The organism is Thiocapsa marina 5811, from assembly GCF_000223985.1.
Classification (GTDB): Bacteria; Pseudomonadota; Gammaproteobacteria; order Chromatiales; family Chromatiaceae; genus Thiocapsa; species Thiocapsa marina.
The window spans coordinates 205,561-231,324 of record NZ_AFWV01000011.1 but is presented as its reverse complement, the minus strand read 5'-3'; the positions used below and the strand labels follow the sequence as shown (position 1 = coordinate 231,324).

The window sequence follows — 25,764 nt, the reverse complement described above, 5'->3', positions numbered from 1 at the left end:
GATCGCTAGATCGAGAGGCGCAGTGATCACTCCTCAAAGAGGCACATAATTATGGCCTGCCGATCGCCTAAGCTGGCCCTGCGCCAGGGCTGTGTGCTCGATCTGAGCGAAAAGTGGGCGTCCGGCCGATTCCTGGAAGTTGGTGCAGGGATTGGTCTCATGACACGTTTGTTTCTCGATCGTGGCTATTGGGGATGCTGCTACGATTTGGATTTAAATAGCCGGCAATATCTGCGTCGGAATCTCGGATCCTATGGGGATCGTATTGAGGTTATCGAGAACTTCGCCGTCGATGAGGATGCCGATCCGCTTTTCGAATATCTGTTCGCCTTCGAGGTGCTGGAGCATATTGCCGATGATTATCAGTCCTTGTCGAGCTGGAGCCGCCGGCTTCGCCCCGGTGGAATACTGATGGTTTCGGTTCCTGCGCATAAGCATAAGTTCGGGCAGTCTGACGAGCGCGTTGGGCATATTAAGCGGTATGAGCGCGCGGATTTGCTGGACTTGCTGAGCGGGGCAGGTTATCGCGTTGAGAGGATTGTGAACTATGGATTTCCGTTGACTGAGCTCAGTCGACGGCTTTCCAATTGTTTGTTCGAGAGAGCGTCCGCCGATGAGGCGAAAGGCCGTGTGCAGCGTAGCCTTCAAAGCAGTTACAGTCAGCCGAAGTCAGCGGGCAAAGTTCTGGGGTTGATCAGTGAAAGCGCGTATCGTCCGTTTTTAGCACTTCAGCGGGTGTTTTATCGATACGATTGGGGAGACGGTTTAGTAGCGGTTGCGATCAAGACCGATGATTGAAACAGCTAACTCATTAATTGGCGGCTCGCCACGGGATTCGGGAATACACCCCCGAGGTCGACCGAGTTTCCTTGGCTGTAGTCCTTCGCATGGGAGACAGATTGATCCGGTCCGGCATCGCTCTGCACATACGCGCGGATAGGTGTGTCATCGTGTCCGAGCACACTCAGCATCCGGCCGTTGGCCTTGCGGGTTAAGTCGGCTTCACGTCGCTCGGCGGCAGCGCATTCTTCAGCAAGCCGGCATAGCGGATCGCGATCGAGTCCCAGTCGAAGGATTCTCGACAGCGTGCGCGTGCATCGGCGGCGAGTCGGTCCCGACGGGCCGGGTCGCCGAGCAGCGCGATGACCGCCTTCGCAAGGGCGGCGTGATCGTCGGGCGGAATCAGAATGGCCTCCCGATCGTGCCGGATGACCTCTCCGAAGGCGACGATCTCCCCGCAGACGAGTGGACAGCCGCAACCGATGGCTTCCAGGGGAACCAGCGGGAACCCCTCCTGATCCCCGCTGCCAGCCACCCGAAAAGGCGCGACGAACAGCGTCGCGCGACGATAGAGGTCGGGAAGATCGGATTGCGCGACCATCCCGCGAAAGTCGACATGGTCTCCGATCCCCGATGCATCGGCCAGGAGGCGCAACTCGGGCTCAAGCGGGCCGCCGCCCGCGATGGTCAGATGCGTGTCGGGATAGGCTTGCAACACTTGCGGCAGGGCCTGCAACAGTAAGTCCACCCCTTTCTTCTCGACCAGGCGTCCGACGAACAGCAACGCGTTGGCTTCACGGGCAACACGCGGGTCCGGCGTGAAGCGTTTGTGCAGATCCACGCCCATCGGGATCACCTCGACCTTCTCCGCGTCGATCCCGAGTGCGAGCACCTCGTCTCGCATCGCGGCGCTGACCACGGAGATCCGAGCACTTGCGCGAAGAACCGCGCGCTTCATTGCCCGAAAGAGTCGGCCGCGCAGGGCGAACAAATCGCCGCCGTGCGAGGTGCACACCGAGGGCACCGGATGCCGAGCCAGCCGTCGTGCGATAAGCGCGACAATCCCTTGCGGGATCAGCCAATGCGCGTGAATTAGGTCCCAGTGGCTCCGCCGCAGCACACGGATCAGTGCCCAGGTTTGGCCGATCAAGAAAGGCGGCACCAACAGATAGTTGAGTGGATTGGCACGCAGGCGGTTGAGGATCCCGCCGCCGTGTGTGGCGAGATTCTCCCAGCGCCGGATGAAATAGGGGAAGCGGATGACGTGCAGTCCGTCCAGTGTTTCGCATTCCAAGCTACCCGGAGCGCGCGGCGTCAGAACGGTGATGTCGAAGGCATCCGTCAGGCGTCGGCTCAGCTCGAAGACGAACGGCGGCTCGACATCGTCGCGCCAGCGCGGAAAGGTCGAGGTCAGAACGAGCAGGCGTGGTTTAGGGTCAGGCATTATGGATAGGCATCAAAGTGCCGGCACGTCCTCGTAAATCACATCCAACGGTACTTCGACATCAAGGCACTCGAGCCGGAGGGGGCCATTGGTAAAGGTCTCGGGCGCCCAGTCCCGCTTGCGGCGGTGGGTCTGAACCTCGCGGGCCGTCTGCGAGACCAAGAGGTATTCCTGCAGGCTCGGAATGCTCTGGTAAGCCCAGAGTTTCTCGCGCCGATCGATACGTGCAGCGGAGTCCGACAACACCTCCACGAGTAGGCAGGGTTGACTGCAATAGTAGGTTGCGCGGTCGTTCTTGTCGCAGCTCAGAAGCAGGTCGGGATAGTAGAAAATATCCTGATGGTTGATCCGCAACCGAACTTTCATGTCGCTGGCGAAGAGTTGGCAGGGTGTGCCTCGCAGCAGCGGGTGCAACAGTGCGTAAAGATTGCCGACGATCAGGCCATGGTTGCGGCTCGCGCCGGTCATCGCATAGAGCTGACCATCGATATATTCGTGACGGATATCCGCCCCATCCTCTTTGGCCAGATAGTCATCGACGGAAACGAAGTGGAGCGGGGCCAGAGTCGTCATGGTGTGACTTCGTAGTCGTGAATCATCGTTTAAGCGGCCTTCGGCGGAGTGGATCCGGTCGGCGCTTTAGGTTGAACCGCTGGCCGCGGTTGCTGCCCGAAGACGCCCTGAAATTGCGCCCGCCGATCGAGGATGTTGAAGATACCCGAGTCCGCGCCGCCGGCGTTCATCAAGCAGCGGCTCCGACCGACGACGCCATGAGCCCGGGGACGTCATGTTAGCGCATGTCTTTGGTTCACCGATCACCCTCGCGATAATTCAGCGCCGTGATCTGCTCCGAGACCAAGCCCATCATGAAGACGATGACGGCTGCGGTGAGGAGAAGCGCGCTCATGTTCGTGAACCGGCCCAGGGTCAGAAAGGTATAGAGATAGTAGCCGATTCCGGTCGCGAAGAAGGCCAAGCTGACGGGAAAGAAGAGTTTCAGCGGAGAGTAGAGCGTGGCGACCTTGAACATGATCAGCAGGAATCGCACCCCGTCTCGCAACGGACGGATGTGGCTGGTCCCGGTGCGCTCGCCGGCGTGGATCGGGACATAGCCGACCGGGTAGCCGGAGCGGAAGAAGGCCATGGTGATGGTCGTCGGGTAAGAGAAGCCGTTCGGCAGAAGATAGAGAAAGCGCTTGAAGCGCTCCGCACGGACCGCGCGGAAGCCGGAGGTGAGGTCCATGATCTTGTGACCGGTGATCAGGGTCGCGAACCAATTGTAGAAGCCGTTGGCAAGCGACCGGCCGACGCTGGCTTGGGACCCGTTGCCGCGCGCGCCGACGACCATGTCGTAACCTTCGTCGAGCGTGGCGAGGATACGCGGGATGTCGGCCGGGGAGTGCTGTCCGTCGGCGTCCATGAACACGAGGACCTCACCGGTCGCCGCGCGTGCCCCGGCCTTGACGGCGGCGCCGTTGCCCAGGCTGTAGGGGTGCGAGATGACCCGGGCGCCGTGAGCGAGCGCGATGTCGGCGGTCCGGTCGGTGGAACCGTCGTCGAGAAGGATCAGCTCGGCTCGGGGCAGGGTGGCTCGGAGTCGAGGCAGCAGCCCCTGGAGTGAGACGCCTTCGTTCTTTGCCGGGAGGATCACCGACAGGGGTACCGTACCCGCTATTTGATATTCCGGGGGGAGAGAGTTGCTCAAGATCGCCTCGCCGATATCTTCCGTTCTGGAGTTTGTGTTCTCCTGGTGCAGCATAGGCTAAGGGCACGGCCGGTGTCACATGATAAGGGCGGAGTGGGTTTCCGGGCGCAGACGACACACTTGCTTGGCTCGATATCGATACGTCGTACGGAGCCCTGGATTCCACGATTCGTACTCGATCGGCGCATTCATGTGAGCTCGTGCGAGGCGCGATCAACTAGGGACAATGGAGGCTGATTCGGCGGCTTTGCTACGAGGGTAGCTGACCGGATGAGAGCGGTTCGCCGATCAAAAGTGTAGGCCTGCCTCAGCAGAGCCGCCGGATGGAGATTCGCAGACGCGGGCGGTCTCGCGAGGAGGTTGGTCCTGACGAGGTGGCTGTTAAATAGACCTGCCTTTTTCTTGTTCAAGAAAGTCAAAAGTCAAGACCTGTCCCCGATGCCTCCCGCGATGCCCGATGCCTCCGATGCCTCCTGTCCCCGATCCCTCAACACTTTCTTTTTGTGTATGCGAACTGGACAGGGTGCGATGGGCGACCCGTCCCGAGTCTTATACTGCACGGCGGTCATTCAGTTCCGGCGTTTGCTGCATTGCGTACTTTCTCAATCATCTCATCGATTTGCTCGTTCCAATAGCCACGCGTTTGTGCCGAGATGTGGCTAGGATTCTTCTTTGACTCTAAGAACCCGACCGCTTCCGAAACTTTGTCTTGATCCATGAGCATCTGAACGCGGAGGCCGATGATGTTGAACGCAGTTCCGGATCGCTCGGCGGCAGCCAGGTAGCGTCTTGCTTCTTCCTGATTGCCCAGGTCGTATGAAGTCAAGGCGGCGAGATAATGGAGATGGATCCCGAAACTTCCAGAGTTGAATGCGGGATTGTCCAAGAGGGATTGAATCAAACGCATGATCTGATCAAGCGTGACTGGCGCGCATTGGTCCTTATTTGCGAACTCTCTTAGCGGGTAGATACTGTCGAGAGTGGCTGGGGTACCAAGGCCAGTGCGAGCATCAAGAAGGAGCTTCTTAAAGCGATTTGATATTTCTGCTGTTTCTTCATTTCCGCACGCGTAGAGCAGTGATTGGACTCGGACGTCAAGACATGAGGGGCAGGCTTCTGCTGCTCTATCGAGCACTTGTCGCGACACCGTCGATTCACCCCCAAGTTCTTCGTAGTAGAGGGCGCTCAGTGACATTGCGGCGCGTGAAGATTCGGGATGATTTCGAACCCAGTTTTCGCCAGCCTCTAGAGGGTTTCCCCAAATGTTTGCTAGCATGAACAATACTGTCCAAAGAGACGTGATGTAGATCACGAGCGCCGAGGCCGAGAGCTTCAGGTATTTTTGTGGAACCGTAAGCGCATAGTAACTGATCGCCAAGAAAAAGCCGAAAATGGCGATATAATTGCGGTGCTCAAAATACAGTTCGAGCGGAATCGTAGTGGACTCGATCAGGTGTCCAGCGAAGAACCAAAGGATAGCGAAGAGCAGCCACGGACTCCTTAGACGCATACGGAGAGCCAACCAAGTCAGCATAATAAACGCGGATGTCGCTATCAAAGGCGACCACATACTATTCGCTGCTTTTACGTCGTCATGGAACGGGCCATAGGCAGTCAGGTCGGGAACAACTGCGAGCCGAATATATTCCCATAAGATTCCAGGCTGAGTCCGTAATCGTTCCAAAACGGAGAAGCCACGGTGGCCTAGCTGAGCTGTCAAGTCATTGGGAAGCTCTTTGATCAGATAAATCGCTAGGGCTATGAGAAGCAGGTAAAGAATCCCTAACCTTAGGCGTCGCATCGGGACGGCGATCGAAGCGGACTTTGCTATTCCTGCTTCGATCACCAGCGCATAAATCGGAAACAATGCGCCGCTCTCCTTTGAGAGGATGGCGAGTGCGGTGAAGAGAGCGAGCGCTCCGAGTTGGATAGTTACGCCAGTACGTGGGTGATTTGCTAGGAGTCTGTAGCCCAAAACATAAGTAAGCAGACCGACGAGTCCGAACAGCGCGGAGAGACTCGTCATGCGTTGGATGAGTATTAAGTTTGTCGAGACGAGTAAGGGCGAAAAAAGCCAAATGCTCGCAGCAGAAAGTGCGATGAAATAGGAGCGAAGCGGGGAGGTTTGATCCGCAAGCGTTAGGAGAGCGTAGCCGAGCCACCCGAGTAGAACGCCATTGAACAAATGGATAATAAAATTGAACTGCCTAGCGGTAATATGACTCGCAGGCCAACCTTGCGCGTGGGGGAGAAAACTTGCTAATGCGAGGGGTCTACCCGTCGGACCGGAAGAGCCGTCAAAAAGAAAGACCTTTATTGCTTCGTGAGTCTCTAGGTTTGTCAGTGCCGAGAGATTAGATAAATCATCATAGAAAAGACTGCCTGTAGCGCCTTTGTTGTATGCGTACCAGGTAAGTGCAATGACAAGAAGTGGCAGAACCCACTTTATCAAGACAGTTCTATGAGTATGCGAATATTTCGCAAAACGTCCCAGAGCCGGTGTTGACATGAGAATTGGTTGCGTCGTCGAAGATTCCCAGACAAAAAGAACCCCGGTGCGTAGCCGGGGTTCGGAGCCTTGCTGCGTGTGATTTACCCGCGACAGGAGCCAGGCATCCATTTTGACGGACTGCCGGAGCAAGTCCACGCTTGGATCGCGCCACTACCAGTAGTCGGCGTAAGCACCACTGTCACAGTCTCGGAGAACTGATCCGTGGCACCTCTGTCAGTAACTGTGACTACGCCATCTGTGTCAACTACTAATGTCCCGACGTACTGGGTCTTTACAAATGAGTCGTCACAATCGGCAGAGGCCGTCATTGAGCCAGTGGACTGGAAAACTTCGGAGACGCACGTACGGGCGGAACTCGCTGCAAGAACAAGCTCTGAGGCTTTTGCCCGATTCGTATAATCCTGATAAGCCGGCAACGCAATCGCCGCCAAAATACCAATGATCGCCACGACGATCATCAGCTCGATAAGTGTAAAACCGGATTGCTGCTTTTTCATGTTTGTACTCTCGTTGCTGTGTGATGACCCGGGCGATCCCGGCGGTTGGGTACTGCCAGTGTTCTCGCATCTCATCCCTGGGTGTCCCGACCTTGGTGCAGCATCATTCGGGCCAGTCTCCGGGCTCCGGTGACGGTGCGGATGGCGTACCGAGACGCCGCGCACGGCTCTAAAGGAAGTCCACATCGAACACCGTGACCGGCATCACGCTTTCCCGAATCGCCGCCGCGCCCCAAGACGTTGAAATCCTTATCACCGCAGGGTGATTCGGCATTTCCCGCCCAAAGCGCGATCGATCGACCGGCGATGCCCGGCCGGATGAGCATCGCGCGTCATCGGCCGAGCGCGATCCGTAGGATCCACCCGACACGGCGACACGCCCCTCGATTTCGACCGATCGTGTCAGAATGTGACGAAACGGGGCAGGGTCGGGGTGCCGATTCTTGTCGCTCGGGCGGGGCGGGCGATCGGATCGCGAGCGCCGGGTTGCGGATCGCATCCGCGATGAGGATTCGGCGTCTCGTCGTTTGTGCCGAGCCGTGCGAGGCTCACCGCACCGCCGACGCGTGTTGCGCTGCCTATCGTCAGCGCAATCGACGGGTGCGTCTTGGGGCTGGGGGATGATGAGGGTAGCGCGTCTCGCCTATGCTGTGGCGGCGGCGGAGGCGGCTTGCGCACCCGCACGGCCGGTCCGCGGACGCAACGCGCTTCTCTCGGACTGCTGCTCAGCCGTCTTTTTGCTGCTCCAGGAGCGCCTTGAGGCGGGCGACCTCGGCGAGCGCGGCTTCCTTGGCTTGCCGCTCTGCCTCGTTGGCTTGAAGTGCTGGTTCCTGAGTCACGATTCAGAAACAACTTAGCCATTCCGGTTCATTCTCCCCCTCTCCCCCAACCCATCTCCCGCGAGGGAGAGGGGTTAAGGTGGATCACTTGTTATTCAACGGGTCCTTAGCGGCCCGCTCGTTCTGCAGCTCCTGTTGGATGGAGCGCTGTTGGCGCAGGAATTCCTGACGCGCCTGGTACTGGTGGTAGGCGCGTTCTTTCTCGGAGAAGGCGGTCTTGGTGCTCATATGTGCAGGCTCAGAGATCGGACTTCACGGGCTGCAGCGGCAGGTGACGGACTGATCCAGCAGCAATTTCATCACGCGACGTTCAACGTGAGGATTTGATCGTCAAGGCTGATGGCCGCAAACTCCAATGCTTGCCGGATGTCCTCGTCGTCGATTTCCGGATAGTCCTGTATTAGATCGGCGCGGTCCGGATAAGCGGCCACGGCTTCAACCACGCGGCGAACGGTGAGTCTCATGCCGCGGATACAGGGCTGTCCGTTCATCAAGCCGGGGTTGATGGTGATTCGATCAAATGCTGTGCTCATGGCTTGCCTCATCACAGGGGTTTTGTATCCACTCGCGGGCTCGGGCAGTGTCTCGTCATCGAGGGTCTCGCCCTCGTTGAAGAATTTCAGCCAGCGTTTTTGTTCGGTTTCGACCTGTTGGACGGCGGCTTTGTTCAGCTCGAAAATTCAGATGCCGCCGTGCTCGATCAGCGCCTGCCCCGATCATCGCGCATCCGATAGCGGTGTGCATAGACCGGCGTGTCGTCGCGCAGGGTTTGATCGAGCAGCCAGATCGCATAGGTCGGTTTGAGGCTGCTGTAGTCCTGACCGCGACGCAGTTGTCGGCGGTACAGGTCCGCCCGGGCGTAGGGTGCGGTGAGGCACGAACCGCACCGATGTCTGGTCCGATCGTCGCGCTGGATCTCGACCTGAAAAACCCGGCCGGCCGCATCGCGGGCTTTCACGTCGACGATGGTGAGCTTGTCTTTGAGGGTTTCCTGCGGGTTGTAGGGATCGAGGATTTGCACCGCGACCACCGGACTTGTGAGCGTCTCGGTCAGCATCGCATTCGATGAAGCACGTCATGTGCTGCTTGATCCCTTCGCGCTGACACGCGAGGACGTGGACGCAAACGGCGAGCAGCGATTCGTGACCCTTGGTATGGGCGGGCGGGGACGTGTCCTCGTGGCGGTGTGGACACTCCGCGGGAATCGCATTCGTTTGATTTCCGCCTGGAAAGCGAACCAATCCCAACGGCGGCACTATGAGCAACAGTTCTGATCCCCTTTTCGACGACTATGCCGACCTTGATTTTACCGATGCCAAGTCTGTTTCCGAAGTACCGGCATTGGCACGTCTGCAGGCCGAGCAAGGAAGCCAGTCGCAGGTGACGATGCGGGTGGACAACCGGATCTTGGCGGCATTCAAGGCGCGCGCCGAGATGATGGGCAGCAATTATCAAACGCTGATGAACGATGCACTGCGTCAGTTCGTTGAAGGGCAGACGCTCGCGGATGTCGTGCGCGAAACGATTCGGATCGAGCTCCACCAGAACGGAGCCTGAAGCAGCGAGCGGGGGCATCGGTGTCAGGTCTGAAGACGAAACACGGTGGGGTCGGGGTGCCCACTCTTGTCGCTCGGGCGGGTCGGGCGATCGGATCGCGATCGCCGGGTTGCGGATGGCATCCGAGATGGGGATACGGCGCGGCGTCTCGTCGCTTGTGCCGAACCGTGCGAGGCTTAACGCACCGCCGGCGGGTGTTGCGCTTCCTATCGTCAGCGCAATCGACGGGTGCGGAGTCTCAGAGTAGGTCGAAGGTCGCATCGAGAGCGACGTCGGCCGTGTTCGTCGCTCAAGCCGGGCCGGCATGTCGCGCGGAGCGCCAAGGGCATGCGTGACAACGCGGAGCGGGTGTCACGAAAACATCGATCCGAGTCGGTTGCCGGATCAGGCTGCGTCGTGCAGAACCTTTGCAACAGCCTCGGGCATGCGAGCAATCACGCGTAAGTAGCTCTTGGCGGCCGTATCCGGTGCCTTACGCCCCTGTTCCCAATCACGAAGAGATTCGGCGGGGATGCCGAATTGCTCTGCAAAGTTCTGTTGAGAGAGGCCGGTTGCAGCCCGGGCGCGGCGCGCCAGCATTGCCCCGAGACCGCGCTCGAACTCGTCGTCGGAGAGCGGAGTATCGGGTTCAGGTTCAACGGGGTGTGCAGTGGTATCGTCGTGTTTCGCGATCATTTGCTTTTCTCACGCTGATGATTCGGTATCGGTTTCCGCGTTGGGTGAAAACGCACAGCCAGACCCGCTGCTTCACCATGCCGTAAGCGATGAAACGCTCCTCGGCGTAGTCAAAGCGCACGTCCAGGATGTCCAACCGGTTGGAATCGGCAAGGATCTCGATCCCGAACGCGAGGGAAGCTCCGTGCTTTTGTTGATTGGCCAAATCCTTGTCGGGATCGAACTCGATATCCATGTTGAGACTATGTGGTATCCGTGCTCGGGGAGCAAGGGGATCGGGAATCCGGAGGGAAAAGAGGAGGCAGGTTCAAATAACGCTCAACTCAAGGTCGGCCCCCTGTGGGTCGGAATTCAGGCCAACCTACTCTCGGCGTCATCCCGCAGCGAGGAAACCGGGGACGTACCACGGTTATCGCGATCGGCGACGAATCGGCCTCGCGAGTTGCCGAGCGATCTACTTGGGGCCGTCACAACCTTAATCCGATTCCGGCGCCGACGCACAGTGCGCAGGGTGCCGTGTGTCGTGCAGTTGGCTATCTATACAGCCGATTCGGCAGCTGACGTACGCGCCCATCGCGGCCGGGACTTGGTCTGGTGAGATCGGGATCAGCCGTTCACTCCGACCCTTCGCTCACTCAGGGCCCGCCGTGCGCGGCCCAGAGCTCCGCCGGCGTCTGAATGGGATAGCGGTCCCGCAGCGCGAGTAGGGCCTTGTCGCCGGCGATGAGCACATCCGCCTGCCCGTTGCGGAGCGAGGCGATCAGTGTGCCCAGCACGGACTGGTCGTTGATATCCCCGAGCGCGGGTTCTTTCATCGCACCCGGCTCGACCAGCTCGGCCTGGATCGCAAGCGCGTCGACGAGGTCGTCGACCTCCGCGGCGCCGAGGCCATGCCGGTGCGCGAGCTTGGGCAACACCCGCCGGAGCTCCCCGAGAATGTAGCCGGAGAGCACCACGTCCAGCGCGCCATGTCGCCACGCGGCGACGAGTTTGCCGGGGATGCTGGCGGGGTACGCGATGCCGGAGAGCAGGACGTTATTGTCAAGCACAACGCGCAGGGCGGACACCTTTAGCGCCCGGCGCGGATGGCGGCCACCGCCGCGTCGATCTCGGCTAGGTCCTCCGCCTCGGGCACCGTGGCGTATCCGGCCTCAATACGCTGGCACAGGGCGTCGAAGTGGGCCTGCATGCGACGGATGCGCTCGAATAGGCGGGCATCCACTAGAGCCTGCGCTACATCAGGCACTCCGGCTCAAGGCCGCGAGCGCCCGTCGCAGTCTGTCGGAGATCGTCAACGACGCCATTCGTAAGGCTTTGCGCGAGGAGCAGGAGAACCCGGCGGCCTTTGCCGAGCGCGTCGGCGCGGGGTTCGGCGGAGGAGCGGGGCGGACCATCCCGTTATCTTTGTATCGACAGCCGGAATATGAACAACGCCCTGAGCGCTCGACACGGCGCCGTGAACGCTCCGCCGTTGCGAGCGACTTTTCAGAGTAATTTCACGAGCGCGGCGATGGCCGCGACCTGGGCGAGCATCAGCGGGACGATCCACTTGAGCAGATCGAGTTTGGTGCGGGTGATTTCGCCACGGACCTGCTCGATCTCCTTGAGCAGACGCAACTCGGTCGTTTGTAGATCGGCGCGGATTTGCTCGATGTCCACTTTAAGCTCGGCACGGATTTGTTCGATGTCCTTCCGTAGGCGGAGTTCGCTTTCGCGGAACTCGGCCCGGACCTGCTCGATGTCCGCTTTAAGCTCGGCCCGGACCTGCTCGATGTCCGCTTTAAGCTCGGCCCGAACCTGTTCGATGTCTTTTTTTAGGCGGAGCTCGGTCTCGCGCAGCCCGGCCCGGACTTGCTCGATTTCCTTCTGCAGCCGCAACTCAGACTCGCGCACATGTCCCTGCGTGGCGAGGTCCGGGAGATGGGGATAACGCTCTTCGAGACGTTCGAACGCCTCGGCGATGACGCGCGCGCGGGCGCGATCGTCGGGTGCGCTGGTCAGTGCGTCATAGAGGGCGACACTTGGGGGGGCGTCGGTGTCAGGTCTTGACTTGTGCCTTGGGGCTAAGTCGGCATCGAAGTAGGCGCAACTTGACTCGAAAATGACCGTCTCGTCGGTTTTTTACGAGGCGTCGGTGTCGGGTCTTAAGCCGATTTCCGGGAATCGACATCCCAACTGCGCAGACGATGGGTCGGAAGTGACGCCAACGGTCGTCGCGAAGCGGCGACACCCCCCGGATAGACGACTTGCAGTCGTCCTCTTCAGCCGGCCCGACGGCCCGCGAGGTCGCGATCAGCGCGACGCACTCGAGAACCGCGCTGAACGTGCTTTGGCACCGGTTTCCGTTTTGCTCATCCATTCGCGATCTTCCCCTCCTTTCAGGTGTTGCCCGACGCGACGGTCGTGCAAGCGAGGCCCGAGGAGGAGGACGACTGCAAGTCGTCTATCCCGGGGGCACGCCGCTTCGCGACGTTGCTTCCGGTCGATCGGATGTGCAAGGAAGGATCGGTTCGTCCGGAATCCGATGACGACAACGACAACGAGTGGAACCTTCGACGACTTATCTTGGTTCCGGCTCTGTCGGTAGATCCTTTCCCGGGAAGCACCGAAGACGAAACACGGCAGGGTCGTCGGGGTGCCGATTCTTGTTGCACGGGTGGGTCGGGCGATCGGATTGTGAGCGCCGGATGACGGATGGCATCCGCGATGAGGATTCGGCGTCTCGTCGCGTGTTCCGAGTCGTGCGAGGCTCATCGCACCGCCGGCGGGTGTTGCACTTCCTATCGTCAGCGCAATCGACGGGTGCGGAGTCTCAGAGTAGCTCGAGGGTCGCATCGAGGGCGACGTCGGCCGTGTTCGTCGCTCAAGCCGGGCCGGCATGTCGCGCGGAGCGCCAGGGGCATGCGTGACACCGCGGAGCGGGTGTCAGGAGAGTATCGCTCCGAGCCGGTTGCCGGCTCAGGCTGCGTCGTGCAGGACCTTCGCGACAGCCTCGGGCATGCGAGCAATGACGCGTAAGTCGCTCTTGGCGGCCGTATCCGGTGCCTTGCGCCCCTAAAGGTCAGGACCTCCCGAAACATCCCGCCTCATCAGAGCGCCTCGGCGCAGAAGGTGGCGGGGGTAACGATCCGCGCGCGGCCAATGCTACGCCGGTGCAGCAGCCCGGCGCGCCGATCACCTGTCACCAGGTAGTCCGCCTCGCCGGCCAGGGCCATCGCGAGCAGGAATGCGTCATTTGGATCGCTTGCCTCGACGCCCTCCGGCAGTATCGGCAGCTGCTCGAGGTTGATGGCGCGCTGCAGGTTGTTGATCATCGTGCCGATGCGGTGTGCGGGCAGAATAGTTTTGAGCTTCGGATAACGGCTCACGCGCCGCAGTTCATCGAGCTGCACCGTCGATGTCACCAGCTCGAAGCGCGCCGCCCGCCAGGCACGATAGATCGTTTCAGGCGGGCCGTGCGCCGAGATCAGCGCGGCGAGCAGCACGTTGGTGTCCAAGATGACGCGCATCAGTGCTCACGCGCCCATTCCACGGCCTCCTCGATGAGTGCGGTCACCTCTGTCTCGCTCATGCCCGCGGCGGCGGTCTTGGCTTGATCGACGGCCTGCTCGAGCAGGTAGGCGCGCACGGCCTCTTCAATAAAGCGCGACAGATCGCCCTTGCGACCGCCACCTTGCGCGGCGATGAACATGCGCACGGACCGATCCACGTCCGGCGACACGGCGATGTTCCAGCGAACGGTGTTCACGATGCCTCCAGTTCGGCGTGTTTACACTCCGGTGTTTATACACCTAACTGGTGCCGGTCGCCATCAGCTCGATAAAGAAGCAGCAATTCCCGCCATGTACGCCCGGAATCGGGACATCGGGGTCACCATTTAGCTGACCCCGATCAATGGCACGACCTTTTTTCTCGCACCCAAGCACGCTTGTGTCGGTCGGGAAGTGCGACATTGCTACCGCCAACGCGCCCGCGGTTCTCGTTGAAAGGTCGCGGATTCACTCCGATCCGCGCCAGTTACCCTTCTGGATCAGAGCGGTGGGGCTGCTCCGTTGGGAGTAGACACCCGGCCCCTGGCTCGCTGAGCCCCGGAAAATCGTCGGTGCCCCACCAAGGTCCAAGTGGACCACGGAGGTGGGTGCGGGGCGGGGGCGCGGATCCCTAAAAATCCAGGCGTCCCTGGGGGAAAAGGGGTCCGGTTCGAAGAACGTTCAACGTAAGGTCGGCCCCCGTGGGTCGGAATTCAGTCCGACCTGCTCTCGGCGTCATCTTGCAGCGCGGGTGTTGCGCTCGACGCCGAGCGCCGGATGACCTGAGGCGGAGTTGTCGGGTTGAAGCCCGACCCATTTCAGATCTCGTGATCGCAGGCAGTCAGGCGTCGCGCGATTGGTTCAGGAGTGCCTGCAATCGCGCGACTTCGGCGAGCGCGGCTTCTTTGGCTTCGCGTTCTGCCTCTTTGTCTAGTCGTTCCGCCTCCTTGGCTCGTCGCTCCGCCTCCTTGGCTTGAAGTGCTTCCTCCTTGGTTTGTCGCTCGGCTTCTTTGGCCGCGCGCTCTTTCTCCAGCTCCTGTTGGATGGAGCGCTGCTGGCGCAGGAACTCTTGACGCGCTTGGTAGGCGTGATAGGCGCGGTCTTTCTCGGAGAAGGCGGTCAGGGTGCGCATATTTGCAGGCTCAGAGATTGGACTTCACGGGCTGCAGCGGTAGGTGAGGATTTGATCGTCAAGGCTGATGGCCGCAAATTCCAACGCTTGTCGAATGTCCTCGTCGTCGATTTCAGGATAGTCCTGTTTCAGCTCGTCGCGGTCCGGATAAGCGGCCACGGCTTTAACCACGCGGCGAAGGGTCAGTCTCATACCGCGGCTACAGGGCTGTCCGTTCATCGAGCCGGGGTTGATGGTGATTCGATCAAATGCCGTGTTCATGGCTTGCCTCATCACAGGGGTTTGCGCCAAAAGGGGAAAGATTTATTTACCAGGCGCGTGGCGTGACTTACCGTCGATACAGGTCTCGGCGGTGACCGAGGCGGACCACGAGGAGGCGCACCGTGTCATCCTCGATACTCACGATAAGGCGATAATCACCGACCCGGTACTTCCACAAATCCCCCAATCTCGACCCCTTGAGGGCTTCTCCGAGATGGCGCGGGTCATCGAGCGGCGCGACACGCCCATGCAGAAACGCCAGAATGCGGCGGGCGATGGGCGGATCAAGCTTGCCAAGCTCGCGTTCGGCGGCCGGGTCGAACTCAATCGTCCAGGCCATAACGCTTCATCAATTCATCCAACGGCACGGTTTGGGTCTTGCCCGCGCGAATGTCGATCAACCGCTGCTCGGCCAAGTACAGGTCCTCAAGGTCGTCCAGATGCTCTAGGATGGCTTCACGAGCATAGAAGGTCTTGGTGCGCCCCGTGGCCCGTGCCAAGGCTTCGAGCCGCTGCTCCACGTCGGCGGGGAGTCGGATGGCCAGCATGATCAGTCTCCTAAGTTAAAGCGCTATACAAGCATAGCATGCTGATGTCCCGACGACGTTCGGCCGGGGATAAGGGGTCTGGTTCGTCGGGTAGCAGGGTGACCGTAAGGTCACCCTGCTACCCGACCCCTCAGAACCTGGATCGACAGCACGCAGGATCTCGAGGGATTGATCCAGGCGGGCAGTCTCCATGATGCCGGGCCGCGGTGGACGCCTGCTCAACTCGCATCCGCATTGGTGTCGACGGGTCTCACTCGGGAGCCGGAACCGATCGACGGACTCGATCGACTGGACCGGCCTGACTCCGTTCCGTCCAGCGTCTATTCGCAGTTCGGGAACGCCTTCCTGGACATGGCCGGCCTGAGTGCGCGCAACTGTCGATACCCCTTGGGCGCGGATGCCGTGATCGCCTGTTTGCGGCAGCACTTTCCCGATGATGCCGAAACCTGTGCGCAGATCATCGAACGTGAGACTGCTGCACTGACGCAGGATCTGCGAGGACTCGGGCAATGGGCCGAACGGACCACCCGGGCTTCAGAGCGGGACGTGGAAACCGGCGACGGAGAGTCCTTCGTGCGATATCGGCCCGGAGATGTGCTCTCGATCGTGCAGGAGGCGATGTTGAGTCAACTCGGGACGGCGATTTCGTCAACCTGGGCGTCATGGCGTGCTCAGTTGGATGACGCGATGCAGTCCGATGTGCAAAAACGTCATCGTAGGCTCATCGAGATGATCAATGGTGCCGGCATCACCCTGACCGAGCGCGCTTGGGCTTGGATCGACGCCGAAGAGGATCCCGCGATGCTGGACTTACTGCTGCTGTTGATGGCCAAGGACGACAACACATTATTCCTGGCTAATTTGCGTCGTGGGTTCGGCGAGCATCGGGATCTTTGTTTGATCCTGCTGGGCTATATCAATGGACGGGAGTCGGAAAGCGAGTTCGAGCACTCGTCTTGATCACGATCGCAGCGGGTTGCGGTTTGGGGGTCGCGCCGCCCGCGCCGGCAGCAAGCTGCGAGGTCCGTGGAGCGCAGTTCCGAGTTTTCATCGCCGCATCGACGCGAGGGCACTGGTCATGACCACACCGGCAGAAGAGGTTTGGAGCTTGTTGCGGGAGCTGACGAAATCACAGCAAGAGACTGACCGGAGTATGCAGGAAACCGATCGCCGCATGAAGGACACCGATCGTCAGATCAGAGAACTCGGCAAGCAGATTGGCGGCCTGGGCGAGAAATTCGGCAGCTTCACTGAAGGTCTGGCCTTGCCCTCGATGGAAAACATCCTGCGCACGCGCTTCGGCATGGAGGTGGTCAGCCCCAGCGTGCGCGTCACCAAAGACGGCCGGCACTTTGAAATCGATGTGCTTTCCTATGCCAACGGTCCGATCAATGCGGCTTACGTGGTGGAGGTGAAGAGCCACGCGCGCGAGGAGTCGATCGCCCAAATGAAGGCGTTGCTGACGCGTTTTCGGCAATTTTTCCCCGAGCATGGCGACAAACGGCTCTACGGCATCCTCGCCGCCGTCGATCTTTCGGCCGAGCTGCGCGAGCGGGCGCTGCGCGAAGGCTTCTATGTGGCCCGCATCCATGATCAGGTTTTCGAGCTCGATGTCCCGGCGGATTTTCAGCCGATCGCGTATTGATCGACACAGGATTACAGCGCGAGAACGATTGGGTGGTCATCCTGCTGGAGCTGGCGCGGCCAAACCCGTCCAACGCATGACGTATACCGTACCGGGCGCGGTTGAATGAGCGAGGCCCTGAAAGAGTCTTTATAGCCATTTTCCGGCGGCGATCAGGATCAGCCGGAGAGGTGGATTGCGCAATGACCCGTCGCTTGAGGGGCAAAGGCCGGTTTTCTCATGGACAGGGATCCGCGCTACCGCGGAGAATCCTCGTGCCCGGCCGTTGGGTCGACGAGACCCCGGCCCTTCGTTTGAATTCTAAGGTGAATGCGCGTGCAGAAAACGGAAAACCTCAACGTCAGCGGCTTCGATCCGATGCCTTCGCCGCTGGAGATCCATCGTGCCGTGCCGATCTCCGATCAAGGCTCGGCGACCGTGCTTGCCGGTCGCGAGGCCCTGCAGGCGATCCTGGATCGGCGTGATCCTCGGATCTTTGTCGTCGTCGGGCCTTGTTCGATCCATGACCCGGTCGCCGGTCTGGATTACGCCCGGCGGCTCAAGGTCTTGGCCGATGCGGTCTCGGACCGCATGGTGTTGGTGATGCGGGTCTATTTCCAGAAGCCGCGCACGACCACCGGATGGAAGGGTTACATCAACGATCCGAACCTGAACGATACCTTCAGCATTGCAGAGGGCATGGAGAAGGCGCGGAAATTCCTGCTCGAGGTCACGGAGCTTGGTTTGCCCACCGCGACCGAGGCGCTCGACTCCATCGCCCCTCAGTATCTGTGGGACCTGATCTGTTGGACGGCGATCGGTGCGCGGACCTCGGAGTCGCAGACCCATCGAGAGATGTCCTCGGGGCTGTCGACCCCGGTCGGATTCAAGAACGGGACGGATGGCTCGGTCGACACCGCGATCAACGCGATCCTCTCGGCGGCTCAGCCACACAGCTTTCTCGGCATCAATGCCCGAGGCTTGACCAGTGTCGTCAGGACTCGCGGCAACCGCTACGGACATCTGGTGCTGCGCGGCGGGGGCAATCGCCCCAACTACGACACCGTCAGCGTCGCGATGGCGGAGCAGGCGTTGAGCAAGGCGGGTCTACCCGCGAGCATCGTGATCGACTGTTCTCATGCCAACAGCTTCAAGCAACCGGAGCTTCAGCCTCTGGTGATGCACGATTGCGTGAATCAGATCAGCGGCGGAAATCGCTCGATCGTCGGTCTGATGGTGGAGAGCTTTATCGAGGCCGGGCAGCAAGCGATCCCTGCGGATCTTGATCAGCTGCGCTATGGCTGCTCGGTCACCGATGCTTGTGTCGACTGGGCGACCACCGAGCGCATGATCCGCGACGCGCACGCCGCGCTGCCCGACCCCGTGCTGTCGCGGCGGATGATCTGATCGCTCCGCGATCCGTCCGTTTGATCCGACCAGCAACCGGCTCGGCGATTGCCCGGCAACCCTCTGTGGGTCGGGCTTCAGCCCGACAAAGGCGCCGAGGACAGCCGCCGGCCGGATCGGACTCAAGTCCGACCCACCGCAATCAGCCCTTGATGAACGACATGAACTCGGATCGGGTGCGCGGATCGGTCTCGAAGGTCCCGCGCATGGCGCTCGAGACGGTCGAGCTGCGTTGTTTCTGCACGCCGCGCATCATCATGCAGGTGTGACTGGCCTCCATGACGACGGCGACGCCGTGCGCGCCGAGATGCTCCATGAGCGCATCGGCGACCTGGCTGGTCAGGCGCTCCTGGACCTGCAGGCGGCGCGCGAAGACGTCGACCACGCGGGCGATCTTGCTCAAACCGACGACCTTGCCGTTGGGCAGATAGCCGACATGGGCATGGCCGAAGAAGGGCAGCATGTGGTGCTCGCACATCGAGTAGAACTCGATATCGCGCACCACCACCATCTCCCTGACGTCTTCCTCGAAGAGCGCCTTCTTGATGATCTCCTCGGCGGACATCGAATAGCCGCTGGTGAGGAAATCCATCGCCTTGGCGACCCTCAGCGGCGTGCGGCGCAGACCCTCGCGGTTCGGGTCTTCGCCGATCTCGCCGAGCATGCTCTTGACGAGGGCCTCCTTGCGGGCGTCATAGACCTCCTCGTCGGACTCGGCCTCGAAGCTCGTGGCGTAATGGCTGTGCGTGAAAACCTGAGTGAGCTTGGGTTTCTCTGCCATGGCGTTGCCTAAATGGTCCTGGTGATGTGACCCGGGAGGCGTCTTCGGGCGCGCTGCCGGATATCGACGTGAACAGATTCTGGACAAGAGGGTGGGGCCGCGCGGGACAAATGGAACTGGCGGAGCGGTGCGGAGACTCCGAGACGCTCCGAGATGATTTCCGGGAAACTCCATACCCGTAGTCGGTGCTGACGATAGAAACCACAACGTCCGCCGGCGGTTTGCTCAGGACTTAAGTTCGTCACGTCGAACGCGACCTCGCGGGCGGTCTGTCCGGCTGAAGAGGACGACTGCAAGTCGTCTATCCCGGGGCCGTTCGACCGGTCTGCCGACGCTCCGTGGTGGTCGAACGGTGGCCAGATGCCCCCGCATTCGGTATCATCTATGCGTGTTCATCGTGAATTTCCAGATCCGCGGACGAACGACGATGCCGATCCCGCAGGTCTTGCTACCCAGCTCACCTATCGCATTCACACGGCGCCGGTCCTGTGTTTCGGACCCCTGCGTCGGGTTCGATCCCTAAGCACCTCGGACCGAAAACCCCGCCCCGCCCGAATCGATTTCATGCCATCCGAGTGCAGCGACCGAGCCAGGCGACGCCGGCGCACGCCACCCGTGCTCTCGCGTCTATCAGCCGTTGGCCTTCTGTACTGCGGACCTTCAGGAGAGCCTCATGTGTGGACTTTGCGGTGAGATCCGCTTCGACGACAACCCGATTGACCTCGGCGCCTTGAGCGCCATGAGTGCGGCCATCATACCGCGCGGTCCGGACGGCGATGGCCTCTGGCAGCAGGGACGGGTCGCACTCGCGCATCGCCGTCTCTCGATCATCGACCTGAGCAATCATGCGGCGCAGCCCATGGTCGACAGCGCGCTGGGTCTCTCGATCGCCTTCAACGGCTGTATCTACAACTACAAAGAGCTGCGCGCCGAGCTGGAAGGCAAGGGTTACCGGTTCTTCTCGCACGGCGATACGGAGGTGGTGCTGAAGGCGTTCCACGCCTGGGGCGATGCCTGCGTTGACCGCTTCCACGGCATGTTCGCCTTCGCCGTCGCCGAGCGGGACTCCGGTCGCCTGACCCTGGTGCGCGACCGTCTCGGGATCAAGCCGCTCTATTACGCCGAGGTACCGGGCGGGCTGCGCTTTGCCTCGACCTTGCCGGCCGTGCTCGCCGGCGGTGGTGTCTCCACCCAGATCGACCCGGTGGCACTGCATCACTACATGCACTTCCACGCCGTCGTTCCGGCGCCGCATACGATCCTGAGCGGCGTGCGCAAGCTCGCGCCTGCGACCATTCGGACCATCGAGCGGGACGGACGCCAACGTGACCGTTGCTACTGGGATATCAGCTTTGCCGCCCGCCCCGAAGAGCGCGATCTGTCCTTTGAGGATTGGCAAGAGCTCACCCTGTCGGCGCTGCGCACCGCGGTGGCGCGCCGTCTGGTGGCGGATGTCGACGTCGGCGTGCTGCTCTCCGGCGGGCTGGATTCGAGCCTCATCGTCGCCCTCTTGGCCGAGCAAGGCCAGCGCGGCATCAACACCTTCTCGGTGGGCTTCGAGACCGTCGGCTCCGAGGTGGGCGACGAGTTTCAGTACTCGGACATCATCGCCGACACCTTCGCGACGCGTCATCACAAGATCCGGGTCGATTCGGCTTCGCGTCTCCTGCCCGAGCTGCCCAACTGCGTGCGCGCCATGGCCGAGCCCATGGTCAGCCACGACGTCATCGGCTTCTATCTGCTCTCTCAAGAGGTCGCCAAGCACGTGAAGGTGGTCCAGAGCGGGCAGGGTGCCGACGAGGTCTTCGCCGGCTATCACTGGTATCCGCCGATGATCGGCAGCACCGATCCGGTCGGCGATTATGCACAGGCCTTTTGCGATCGCACGCAGGAGGACTATCGGCGCGCTGTCGATCCGCGGTTTCACGGCGAGGATACGAGCCGTGCCTTTATCGCCGCGCATTTCGCTCGCGCAGGTGCCGATGCGCCGGTCGACAAGGCGCTGCGGATCGACCAGCAGATCATGCTGGTGGACGATCCGGTCAAGCGCGTCGACAACATGACCATGGCCTGGGGCCTGGAGGCGCGCGTCCCTTTCCTCGACCACGAGCTGGTCGAGCTGGCCGCGCGCATGCCCGATCGGCACAAGCTCTGTGACGAGGGCAAAGGCGTGCTCAAGGCGATCGGTCGACGGCTGATTCCGACGTCGGTCATCGACCGGCCCAAGGGCTATTTCCCGGTGCCGGCGCTCAAATATCTGCGCGGCGAGGTCTTGGAGACCGTGCGCGATCTGCTGCATTCCCCGCGCGCCCGCGAGCGTGGTCTGTTCCAGCCGGCCTATGTCGAGGCACTGTTGGCGGCGCCGGACGATCATTTGACCCCGCTGCGCGGCTCCAAGCTGTGGCAGGTCGCGCTGTTGGAGATGTGGCTGCAGGAACAAGGGGTCTGACACTCATGAGCAGAGATCGGATGCGTCATCGATTCGAGCGCAGTCGTGCTCCGTCGCTCAGGAACTGGGACCGCCGGCCGCGCGCGGATCAGGCACTCGGTCAGCCCGCAATCGTCGACTGCGGCTGGGGGCGTCTGCTCTTCGGTCAGACCTTCACGGACCCCAAGGCCATCGCCGAGGCCCTTCAAGAGGAGCATCGCGGCAAACGCGACGTCGCGCTCTATTTGAGCGATCCGCACGTGGTGCTCTCCTACGCGCCTCAAGACCTGTTTCTCGATCCGTCACATACCTTTCGGCTCTGGTTCGAGCGCTATCAGTGCTCGCCGCGTCGGCCGAAGGGGTTTCATGTCCGGTTGCTCAATAGTCGGGACGATGCCGAGGCGATCCACCGGCTCTACATCATGCGGCGCATGGTGCCGCCGAGTGCGGACTTCATCTGGTCGCATCGCACCTCGAAGGTTCTCAGCTATTGGGTGGCCGAGGACGAGCAGGACGGTCGGATCCTGGGTGCGGTGAACGGTGTCGATCATGTGGCGGCCTTCTCCGATCCGGAGAACGGCGCGAGCCTCTGGGCGCTCGCCGTCGATGCCCAGTCGCCGTATCCCGGTGTGGGCGATGCCTTGATGCGACAGGTGATCGAGTACTATCAGGCGCGCGGCCGCGGTTTCCTGGACCTCTCGGTGATCCACGACAACACCCGTGCGATCCGGCTCTATCGCAAGCTCGGCTTCGAGCGGATTCCGGCCTTCGCGCTGAAGAACAAGAACGCCTACAACGAGCCGCTCTTTATGGGTCAACAGCCGGAGACCAAGCTCAACCCCTATGCCGCCATCATCGTCAACGAGGCGCGGCGGCGAGGGATTGCGATCGAGGTGCTGGATGCCGAGGGCGGCTATTTCGCCCTGGTGCTCGGCGGGCGCCGCATCGTGTGTCGCGAGAGTCTCAGCGAGCTGACCAGCGCCGTGGCCATGAGCCGTTGCGACGATAAGGCGGTCACCCATCGGCTGTTGCGCAACGCCGGTCTGCGGGTCCCGGAGCAGACGCGGTTCGAGGCGTTGGATCAGGCCGAGGCGTTTCTCTCCAAGCTCGGCCGCGTGGTCGTCAAGCCCGTGCGCGGGGAGCAGGGTGCGGGGATCAGCGTCGATGTGCGCGATCCCGAGACCCTCGAGCGCGCGATCGCCGCGGCGCGGCGGGTCTGTGATCAGGTCATTCTGGAGGAGTATGTCGAGGGCGAGGATCTGCGCATCGTCGTGATCGACAATAAGGTGGTCGCCGCCGCGATCCGTCGGCCGGCGCAGGTGACCGGGACGGGTGAGCATAGCGTGCGCGACCTCATCCAGGCCCAGAGCCGGCGTCGCCGTGCGGCAACGGGCGGGGAGAGCAACATCCCGATGGACGACGAGACCAAGCGGTGCGTCGTCTCCGCCGGCTACGATCTTGATGCGATCCTGCCGGAGGGGGAGGTGCTTGCGGTGCGCAAGACCGCGAATCTCCATACCGGCGGGACGATCCACGACGTGACCGCGGAGCTCAATCCGGTTCTCGGCGAGGCCGCCGTGGCCGCGGCGCGGGCGCTGGCGATCCCGGTCACGGGGCTCGATTTCCTTGTGCCTTCGGTGCGCGGGACCGATTATGTGATTATCGAGGCCAACGAGCGGCCCGGCTTGGCCAATCACGAGCCCCAACCGACCGCCGAGCGCTTCGTCGACATGCTGTTTCCTCAGACCGCCGCCCGGGAGTCCATGCCTTGAAGTTGCCTGCCATCGATACGCGCTATCTGGTCGAGATCCTGCTCAAGCTGCTGCACACGCCCAGCCCTTCCGGTTACACGGACCGCGTGGTTCATTTGGTGTGCGAGGAGCTCGAGCGCTTGGAGGTCCCCTTCGAGCTGACCCGACGGGGCGCCATCCGTGCGACGCTCAAGGGCGAGGTCTCCCAACCCGATCGCGCCATCGTGGCCCATATCGACACGCTCGGCGCCATGGTGAAGTCGCTCAAAGAGAACGGCCGTCTGCAACTGGTCCCGGTCGGACACTGGAATGCGCGCTTTGCCGAGGGGGCCCGCGCAACGCTCTTCACGGACAACTGCCAATGGCGCGGCACCATCCTGCCCCTGAAGGCATCGGGGCACACCTTCGCGCCCGAGATCGACAATCAGCCCGGCGGTTGGGATTTCGTGGAATTTCGCGTCGATGCGCGCGTGCGCGACATCGCCGACCTCCTGCGTCTGGGCGTGCATGTCGGCGATTTCCTGGCGATCGATACCAGTCCCGAGATCACCGATACCGGCTTCATCAACTCACGCCATCTCGACGACAAGGCCGGCACGGCGGTCCTGCTCGCGGCGATCGAGGCGGTGCGACGCGAGGGGCTCGAGCTTCCGGTCGACTGTCATCCGCTCTTCACCATCTCCGAGGAGGTCGGGTCCGGCGCATCGGCCGCGCTTCAGCAGGATGTCGCCGAGATGCTGACCATCGACAACGGCACGACCGCCCCGGGACAGAACTCGAGCGAATTCGGCGTGACCATCGCCATGGCGGACGAGCTCGGACCTTTCGATTATCACCTGACCCACCGCATCATCCAGCTCTGCCAGGAGTTCGCGATCCCGCATCAGCGCGACGTCTTCAAATATTACCGCTCCGACAGCGCCGCGGCCGTCACGGCCGGCAACGACGTGCGAACCGCGCTCGTGACCTTCGGCATCGATGCCTCGCACGGCTACGAGCGCATCCACTTCGATGCCTTGGAATCGCTTGCTCGACTCGTGAGCGTCTACATGCAGGGCCCGCCCCTGTTCAGTCGCGATCGCTTCGAGATGGGCCCGCGTGCGGGCTTCCCGATCCAGCCCGGTTGAGACGCGGATCGGTCGAGACACGGATAAGACGATGCTGCAGGCGCTGACCTTGATCCTGCTCTGCCAGCTCGTCGGCGAGACCGTCGTGCTGTTGACCGGATTGCCCGTTCCCGGGCCCGTGCTCGGGATGTTGCTCCTGCTCGGGTGGTTGTTTCTCCGCGGCGGGATCTCGGATGAGGTCGGGCACACGGCCGATGCGCTGCTCGCGCATTTTTCGCTCTTGTTTGTCCCGGCGGGGGTCGGCGTCATGCTGCACTGGGAGCGTATTCAAGGCCAATGGCCCGCAATCGCCGCGGCACTGCTGCTCGGAACACTCCTCACGCTGACAGTCACGGCATTGACGATGGCGGGCGCGCAACGGCTCCTCGCGACCCTACACCGGCGTCGACGGGGTGCCGCCGGTGACTGACACCCCCTTCACCGAGATTTGGGTCTATCTCTCCGCGTCGCCGTTACTCTGGCTGACGGCGACATTGATCTGCTATCTGGCGGCCGATCGTCTGTATCGGCTTGGGCGCTGCAGTCCGCTCCTGAATCCGGTCGCGGTGGCGGTTACGCTCTTGATCGGGATCCTGACGCTCACCGGGACGCCCTACGCCATCTATTTCGACGGGGCGCAGTTCGTGCACTTCCTGCTGGGCCCGGCGACGGTCTCGCTGGCGATCCCGCTGTATCGACAACGCGAGCGGCTCGGCGCCCTGGCCCTGCCGATCGGTGCCGCACTGCTGGCGGGGGTGCTGACCGCGAGCGTCAGCGCGATCGGGCTTGCAGCCTGGCTCGGCGCGGACATCGCCACCCAGATCTCTCTTGCACCCAAGTCCGTCACGGCACCGGTGGCGATGGGCATCTCGGAGAAGCTCGGCGGGATCCCGTCGCTCACGGCGGTTCTCGTGGTGAGTACCGGGATCGTGGGTGCGGTCTTCGGCACGGGTGTGCTCAGAGCGCTGCGGATTCGCGACGATGCGGTCAAAGGGGTCGCCATGGGCGTGACCTCGCACGGCATCGGCACCGCGCGTGCGTTCCAGGTCAGCCCGACGATGGGTGCCTTCTCGGGTCTGGCGATGGCGCTGTCGGCCTTCTTGACCGCTGCCCTGCTGCCCTCGGTCTTGGATTGGCTGGGGTTGGTCGGCGGATAAGCGGATGCTGGGGCGCCGCGGGGACGCGGC

Annotated in this window: 31 protein-coding genes; 11 read left to right on the top strand and 20 right to left on the bottom strand. The window is 61.7% G+C overall.

The features are described from left to right. Nucleotides 1-51 precede the first annotated feature (51 nt). Nucleotides 52-798, top strand: a complete 747-nt coding sequence (locus THIMADRAFT_RS17170; protein WP_007194347.1) for a methyltransferase domain-containing protein — start codon at nt 52-54, stop codon at nt 796-798. 193 nt (nt 799-991) lie between these two features. On the opposite strand, the gene THIMADRAFT_RS17165 is transcribed toward THIMADRAFT_RS17170, so the two are convergent. From THIMADRAFT_RS17165 to THIMADRAFT_RS24910, 8 genes are all read right to left on the bottom strand, one after another. Further along, a complete protein-coding gene (locus THIMADRAFT_RS17165; RefSeq protein WP_007194345.1) occupies nt 992-2,224 on the bottom strand; it encodes a glycosyltransferase family 4 protein in 1,233 nt (410 codons plus the stop codon). A gap of 12 nt (nt 2,225-2,236) precedes the next feature. After that, nucleotides 2,237-2,797, bottom strand: coding sequence for a Uma2 family endonuclease (locus tag THIMADRAFT_RS17160; protein WP_007194344.1), 561 nt, complete (start codon nt 2,795-2,797; stop codon nt 2,237-2,239). A gap of 235 nt (nt 2,798-3,032) precedes the next feature. Continuing rightward, nucleotides 3,033-3,983 (bottom strand): glycosyltransferase family 2 protein, encoded by a 951-nt coding sequence (locus tag THIMADRAFT_RS17155; protein WP_007194343.1) that lies wholly within the window; start codon nt 3,981-3,983, stop codon nt 3,033-3,035. 511 nt (nt 3,984-4,494) lie between these two features. Next, the gene (locus THIMADRAFT_RS17150) at nt 4,495-6,549 is read right to left on the bottom strand and encodes a hypothetical protein (RefSeq protein ID WP_139052872.1); all 2,055 of its coding nucleotides are present in this window, start codon (nt 6,547-6,549) and stop codon (nt 4,495-4,497) included. Next, complete coding sequence (locus tag THIMADRAFT_RS17145; protein ID WP_040731974.1) at nt 6,522-6,938, bottom strand: pilin; 417 nt, start codon at nt 6,936-6,938, stop codon at nt 6,522-6,524. Before THIMADRAFT_RS17145 ends, THIMADRAFT_RS17150 begins: the two co-directional genes overlap by 28 nt. 923 nt (nt 6,939-7,861) lie before the next feature. After that, nucleotides 7,862-8,005: a hypothetical protein gene (locus tag THIMADRAFT_RS27160; protein WP_007194340.1), complete on the bottom strand. Its 144-nt coding sequence runs from the start codon at nt 8,003-8,005 to the stop codon at nt 7,862-7,864. 71 nt (nt 8,006-8,076) lie between these two features. Then, a complete protein-coding gene (locus THIMADRAFT_RS17135; protein WP_007194339.1) occupies nt 8,077-8,310 on the bottom strand; it encodes a DUF433 domain-containing protein in 234 nt (77 codons plus the stop codon). Nucleotides 8,311-8,477: 167 nt separating this feature from the next. Continuing rightward, nucleotides 8,478-8,834, bottom strand: a complete 357-nt coding sequence (locus THIMADRAFT_RS24910) for a PD-(D/E)XK nuclease family transposase (protein WP_007194338.1) — start codon at nt 8,832-8,834, stop codon at nt 8,478-8,480. On the opposite strand from THIMADRAFT_RS24910, the gene THIMADRAFT_RS28610 reads away from it, so the two are divergent. Beyond that, complete coding sequence (locus THIMADRAFT_RS28610) at nt 8,815-9,051, top strand: BrnT family toxin (RefSeq protein WP_407635153.1); 237 nt, start codon at nt 8,815-8,817, stop codon at nt 9,049-9,051. The genes THIMADRAFT_RS24910 and THIMADRAFT_RS28610 overlap by 20 nt on opposite strands. Then, the gene (locus THIMADRAFT_RS17120) at nt 9,035-9,334 is read left to right on the top strand and encodes a BrnA antitoxin family protein (protein ID WP_007194337.1); all 300 of its coding nucleotides are present in this window, start codon (nt 9,035-9,037) and stop codon (nt 9,332-9,334) included. The genes THIMADRAFT_RS28610 and THIMADRAFT_RS17120 overlap by 17 nt, the downstream gene beginning before the upstream one ends. A gap of 384 nt (nt 9,335-9,718) precedes the next feature. Here THIMADRAFT_RS17120 and THIMADRAFT_RS17115 read toward each other — a convergent pair whose 3' ends face one another. The 11 genes from THIMADRAFT_RS17115 to relB form a co-directional block, all read right to left on the bottom strand. Continuing rightward, the gene (locus THIMADRAFT_RS17115) at nt 9,719-10,009 is read right to left on the bottom strand and encodes a helix-turn-helix domain-containing protein (protein WP_007194336.1); all 291 of its coding nucleotides are present in this window, start codon (nt 10,007-10,009) and stop codon (nt 9,719-9,721) included. Then, a complete protein-coding gene (locus THIMADRAFT_RS17110) occupies nt 9,969-10,244 on the bottom strand; it encodes a BrnT family toxin (RefSeq protein WP_007194335.1) in 276 nt (91 codons plus the stop codon). Before THIMADRAFT_RS17110 ends, THIMADRAFT_RS17115 begins: the two co-directional genes overlap by 41 nt. 400 nt (nt 10,245-10,644) lie before the next feature. Further along, entirely contained in the window at nt 10,645-11,076 is a 432-nt protein-coding gene (locus THIMADRAFT_RS17105) for a putative toxin-antitoxin system toxin component, PIN family (protein WP_007194334.1), read from the bottom strand. Between the two features lie 2 nt (nt 11,077-11,078). Next, entirely contained in the window at nt 11,079-11,255 is a 177-nt protein-coding gene (locus tag THIMADRAFT_RS17100; RefSeq protein ID WP_199484251.1) for a PDDEXK family nuclease, read from the bottom strand. A 239-nt stretch (nt 11,256-11,494) separates the two neighbouring features. Continuing rightward, complete coding sequence (locus tag THIMADRAFT_RS17095) at nt 11,495-12,010, bottom strand: coiled-coil domain-containing protein (protein ID WP_040731965.1); 516 nt, start codon at nt 12,008-12,010, stop codon at nt 11,495-11,497. 1,088 nt (nt 12,011-13,098) lie between these two features. Then, nucleotides 13,099-13,518 carry a putative toxin-antitoxin system toxin component, PIN family gene (locus tag THIMADRAFT_RS17085; RefSeq protein ID WP_007194329.1) on the bottom strand — a complete coding sequence of 140 codons (420 nt, stop codon included), beginning with the start codon at nt 13,516-13,518 and terminating at the stop codon, nt 13,099-13,101. Then, on the bottom strand, nt 13,518-13,757 hold the full coding sequence (locus THIMADRAFT_RS17080) for a ribbon-helix-helix domain-containing protein (protein ID WP_007194328.1): 240 nt from the start codon (nt 13,755-13,757) through the stop codon (nt 13,518-13,520). The genes THIMADRAFT_RS17085 and THIMADRAFT_RS17080 overlap by 1 nt, the downstream gene beginning before the upstream one ends. A gap of 623 nt (nt 13,758-14,380) precedes the next feature. Continuing rightward, nucleotides 14,381-14,671, bottom strand: coding sequence for a hypothetical protein (locus THIMADRAFT_RS17075; protein WP_007194327.1), 291 nt, complete (start codon nt 14,669-14,671; stop codon nt 14,381-14,383). Nucleotides 14,672-14,695: 24 nt separating this feature from the next. Then, nucleotides 14,696-14,932 carry a DUF433 domain-containing protein gene (locus tag THIMADRAFT_RS17070; RefSeq protein WP_007194326.1) on the bottom strand — a complete coding sequence of 79 codons (237 nt, stop codon included), beginning with the start codon at nt 14,930-14,932 and terminating at the stop codon, nt 14,696-14,698. A gap of 67 nt (nt 14,933-14,999) precedes the next feature. Then, nucleotides 15,000-15,272 (bottom strand): type II toxin-antitoxin system RelE family toxin, encoded by a 273-nt coding sequence (locus tag THIMADRAFT_RS17065; protein ID WP_007194325.1) that lies wholly within the window; start codon nt 15,270-15,272, stop codon nt 15,000-15,002. Next, the gene (gene relB / locus THIMADRAFT_RS17060; RefSeq protein WP_007194324.1) at nt 15,256-15,480 is read right to left on the bottom strand and encodes a type II toxin-antitoxin system RelB family antitoxin; all 225 of its coding nucleotides are present in this window, start codon (nt 15,478-15,480) and stop codon (nt 15,256-15,258) included. The genes THIMADRAFT_RS17065 and relB overlap by 17 nt, the downstream gene beginning before the upstream one ends. A gap of 351 nt (nt 15,481-15,831) precedes the next feature. On the opposite strand from relB, the gene THIMADRAFT_RS17055 reads away from it, so the two are divergent. From THIMADRAFT_RS17055 to THIMADRAFT_RS17045, 3 genes are all read left to right on the top strand, one after another. Beyond that, on the top strand, nt 15,832-16,440 hold the full coding sequence (locus tag THIMADRAFT_RS17055; protein ID WP_139052871.1) for a hypothetical protein: 609 nt from the start codon (nt 15,832-15,834) through the stop codon (nt 16,438-16,440). Between the two features lie 118 nt (nt 16,441-16,558). Further along, nucleotides 16,559-17,125, top strand: coding sequence for a DUF3782 domain-containing protein (locus tag THIMADRAFT_RS17050; protein ID WP_007194322.1), 567 nt, complete (start codon nt 16,559-16,561; stop codon nt 17,123-17,125). A gap of 309 nt (nt 17,126-17,434) precedes the next feature. Beyond that, entirely contained in the window at nt 17,435-18,511 is a 1,077-nt protein-coding gene (locus THIMADRAFT_RS17045; RefSeq protein WP_007194321.1) for a 3-deoxy-7-phosphoheptulonate synthase, read from the top strand. 142 nt (nt 18,512-18,653) lie between these two features. On the opposite strand, the gene folE is transcribed toward THIMADRAFT_RS17045, so the two are convergent. After that, entirely contained in the window at nt 18,654-19,292 is a 639-nt protein-coding gene (folE, locus tag THIMADRAFT_RS17040) for a GTP cyclohydrolase I FolE (RefSeq protein ID WP_007194320.1), read from the bottom strand. A 673-nt stretch (nt 19,293-19,965) separates the two neighbouring features. Here folE and THIMADRAFT_RS17035 point away from each other — a divergent pair. The 5 genes from THIMADRAFT_RS17035 to THIMADRAFT_RS17015 are packed head-to-tail and all read left to right on the top strand — an operon-like array spanning nt 19,966 to nt 25,734. Next, nucleotides 19,966-21,741 carry an N-acetylglutaminylglutamine amidotransferase gene (locus THIMADRAFT_RS17035; RefSeq protein ID WP_007194319.1) on the top strand — a complete coding sequence of 592 codons (1,776 nt, stop codon included), beginning with the start codon at nt 19,966-19,968 and terminating at the stop codon, nt 21,739-21,741. A gap of 20 nt (nt 21,742-21,761) precedes the next feature. Continuing rightward, nucleotides 21,762-23,492: an N-acetylglutaminylglutamine synthetase gene (ngg, locus tag THIMADRAFT_RS17030; protein ID WP_007194318.1), complete on the top strand. Its 1,731-nt coding sequence runs from the start codon at nt 21,762-21,764 to the stop codon at nt 23,490-23,492. Further along, a complete protein-coding gene (locus tag THIMADRAFT_RS17025) occupies nt 23,489-24,598 on the top strand; it encodes an osmoprotectant NAGGN system M42 family peptidase (protein ID WP_007194317.1) in 1,110 nt (369 codons plus the stop codon). The genes ngg and THIMADRAFT_RS17025 overlap by 4 nt, the downstream gene beginning before the upstream one ends. Before the next feature lie 31 nt (nt 24,599-24,629). Then, nucleotides 24,630-25,007: a CidA/LrgA family protein gene (locus tag THIMADRAFT_RS17020; protein ID WP_007194316.1), complete on the top strand. Its 378-nt coding sequence runs from the start codon at nt 24,630-24,632 to the stop codon at nt 25,005-25,007. Next, nucleotides 25,000-25,734, top strand: coding sequence for an LrgB family protein (locus THIMADRAFT_RS17015; RefSeq protein ID WP_040732076.1), 735 nt, complete (start codon nt 25,000-25,002; stop codon nt 25,732-25,734). Before THIMADRAFT_RS17020 ends, THIMADRAFT_RS17015 begins: the two co-directional genes overlap by 8 nt. Nucleotides 25,735-25,764 lie beyond the last annotated feature (30 nt).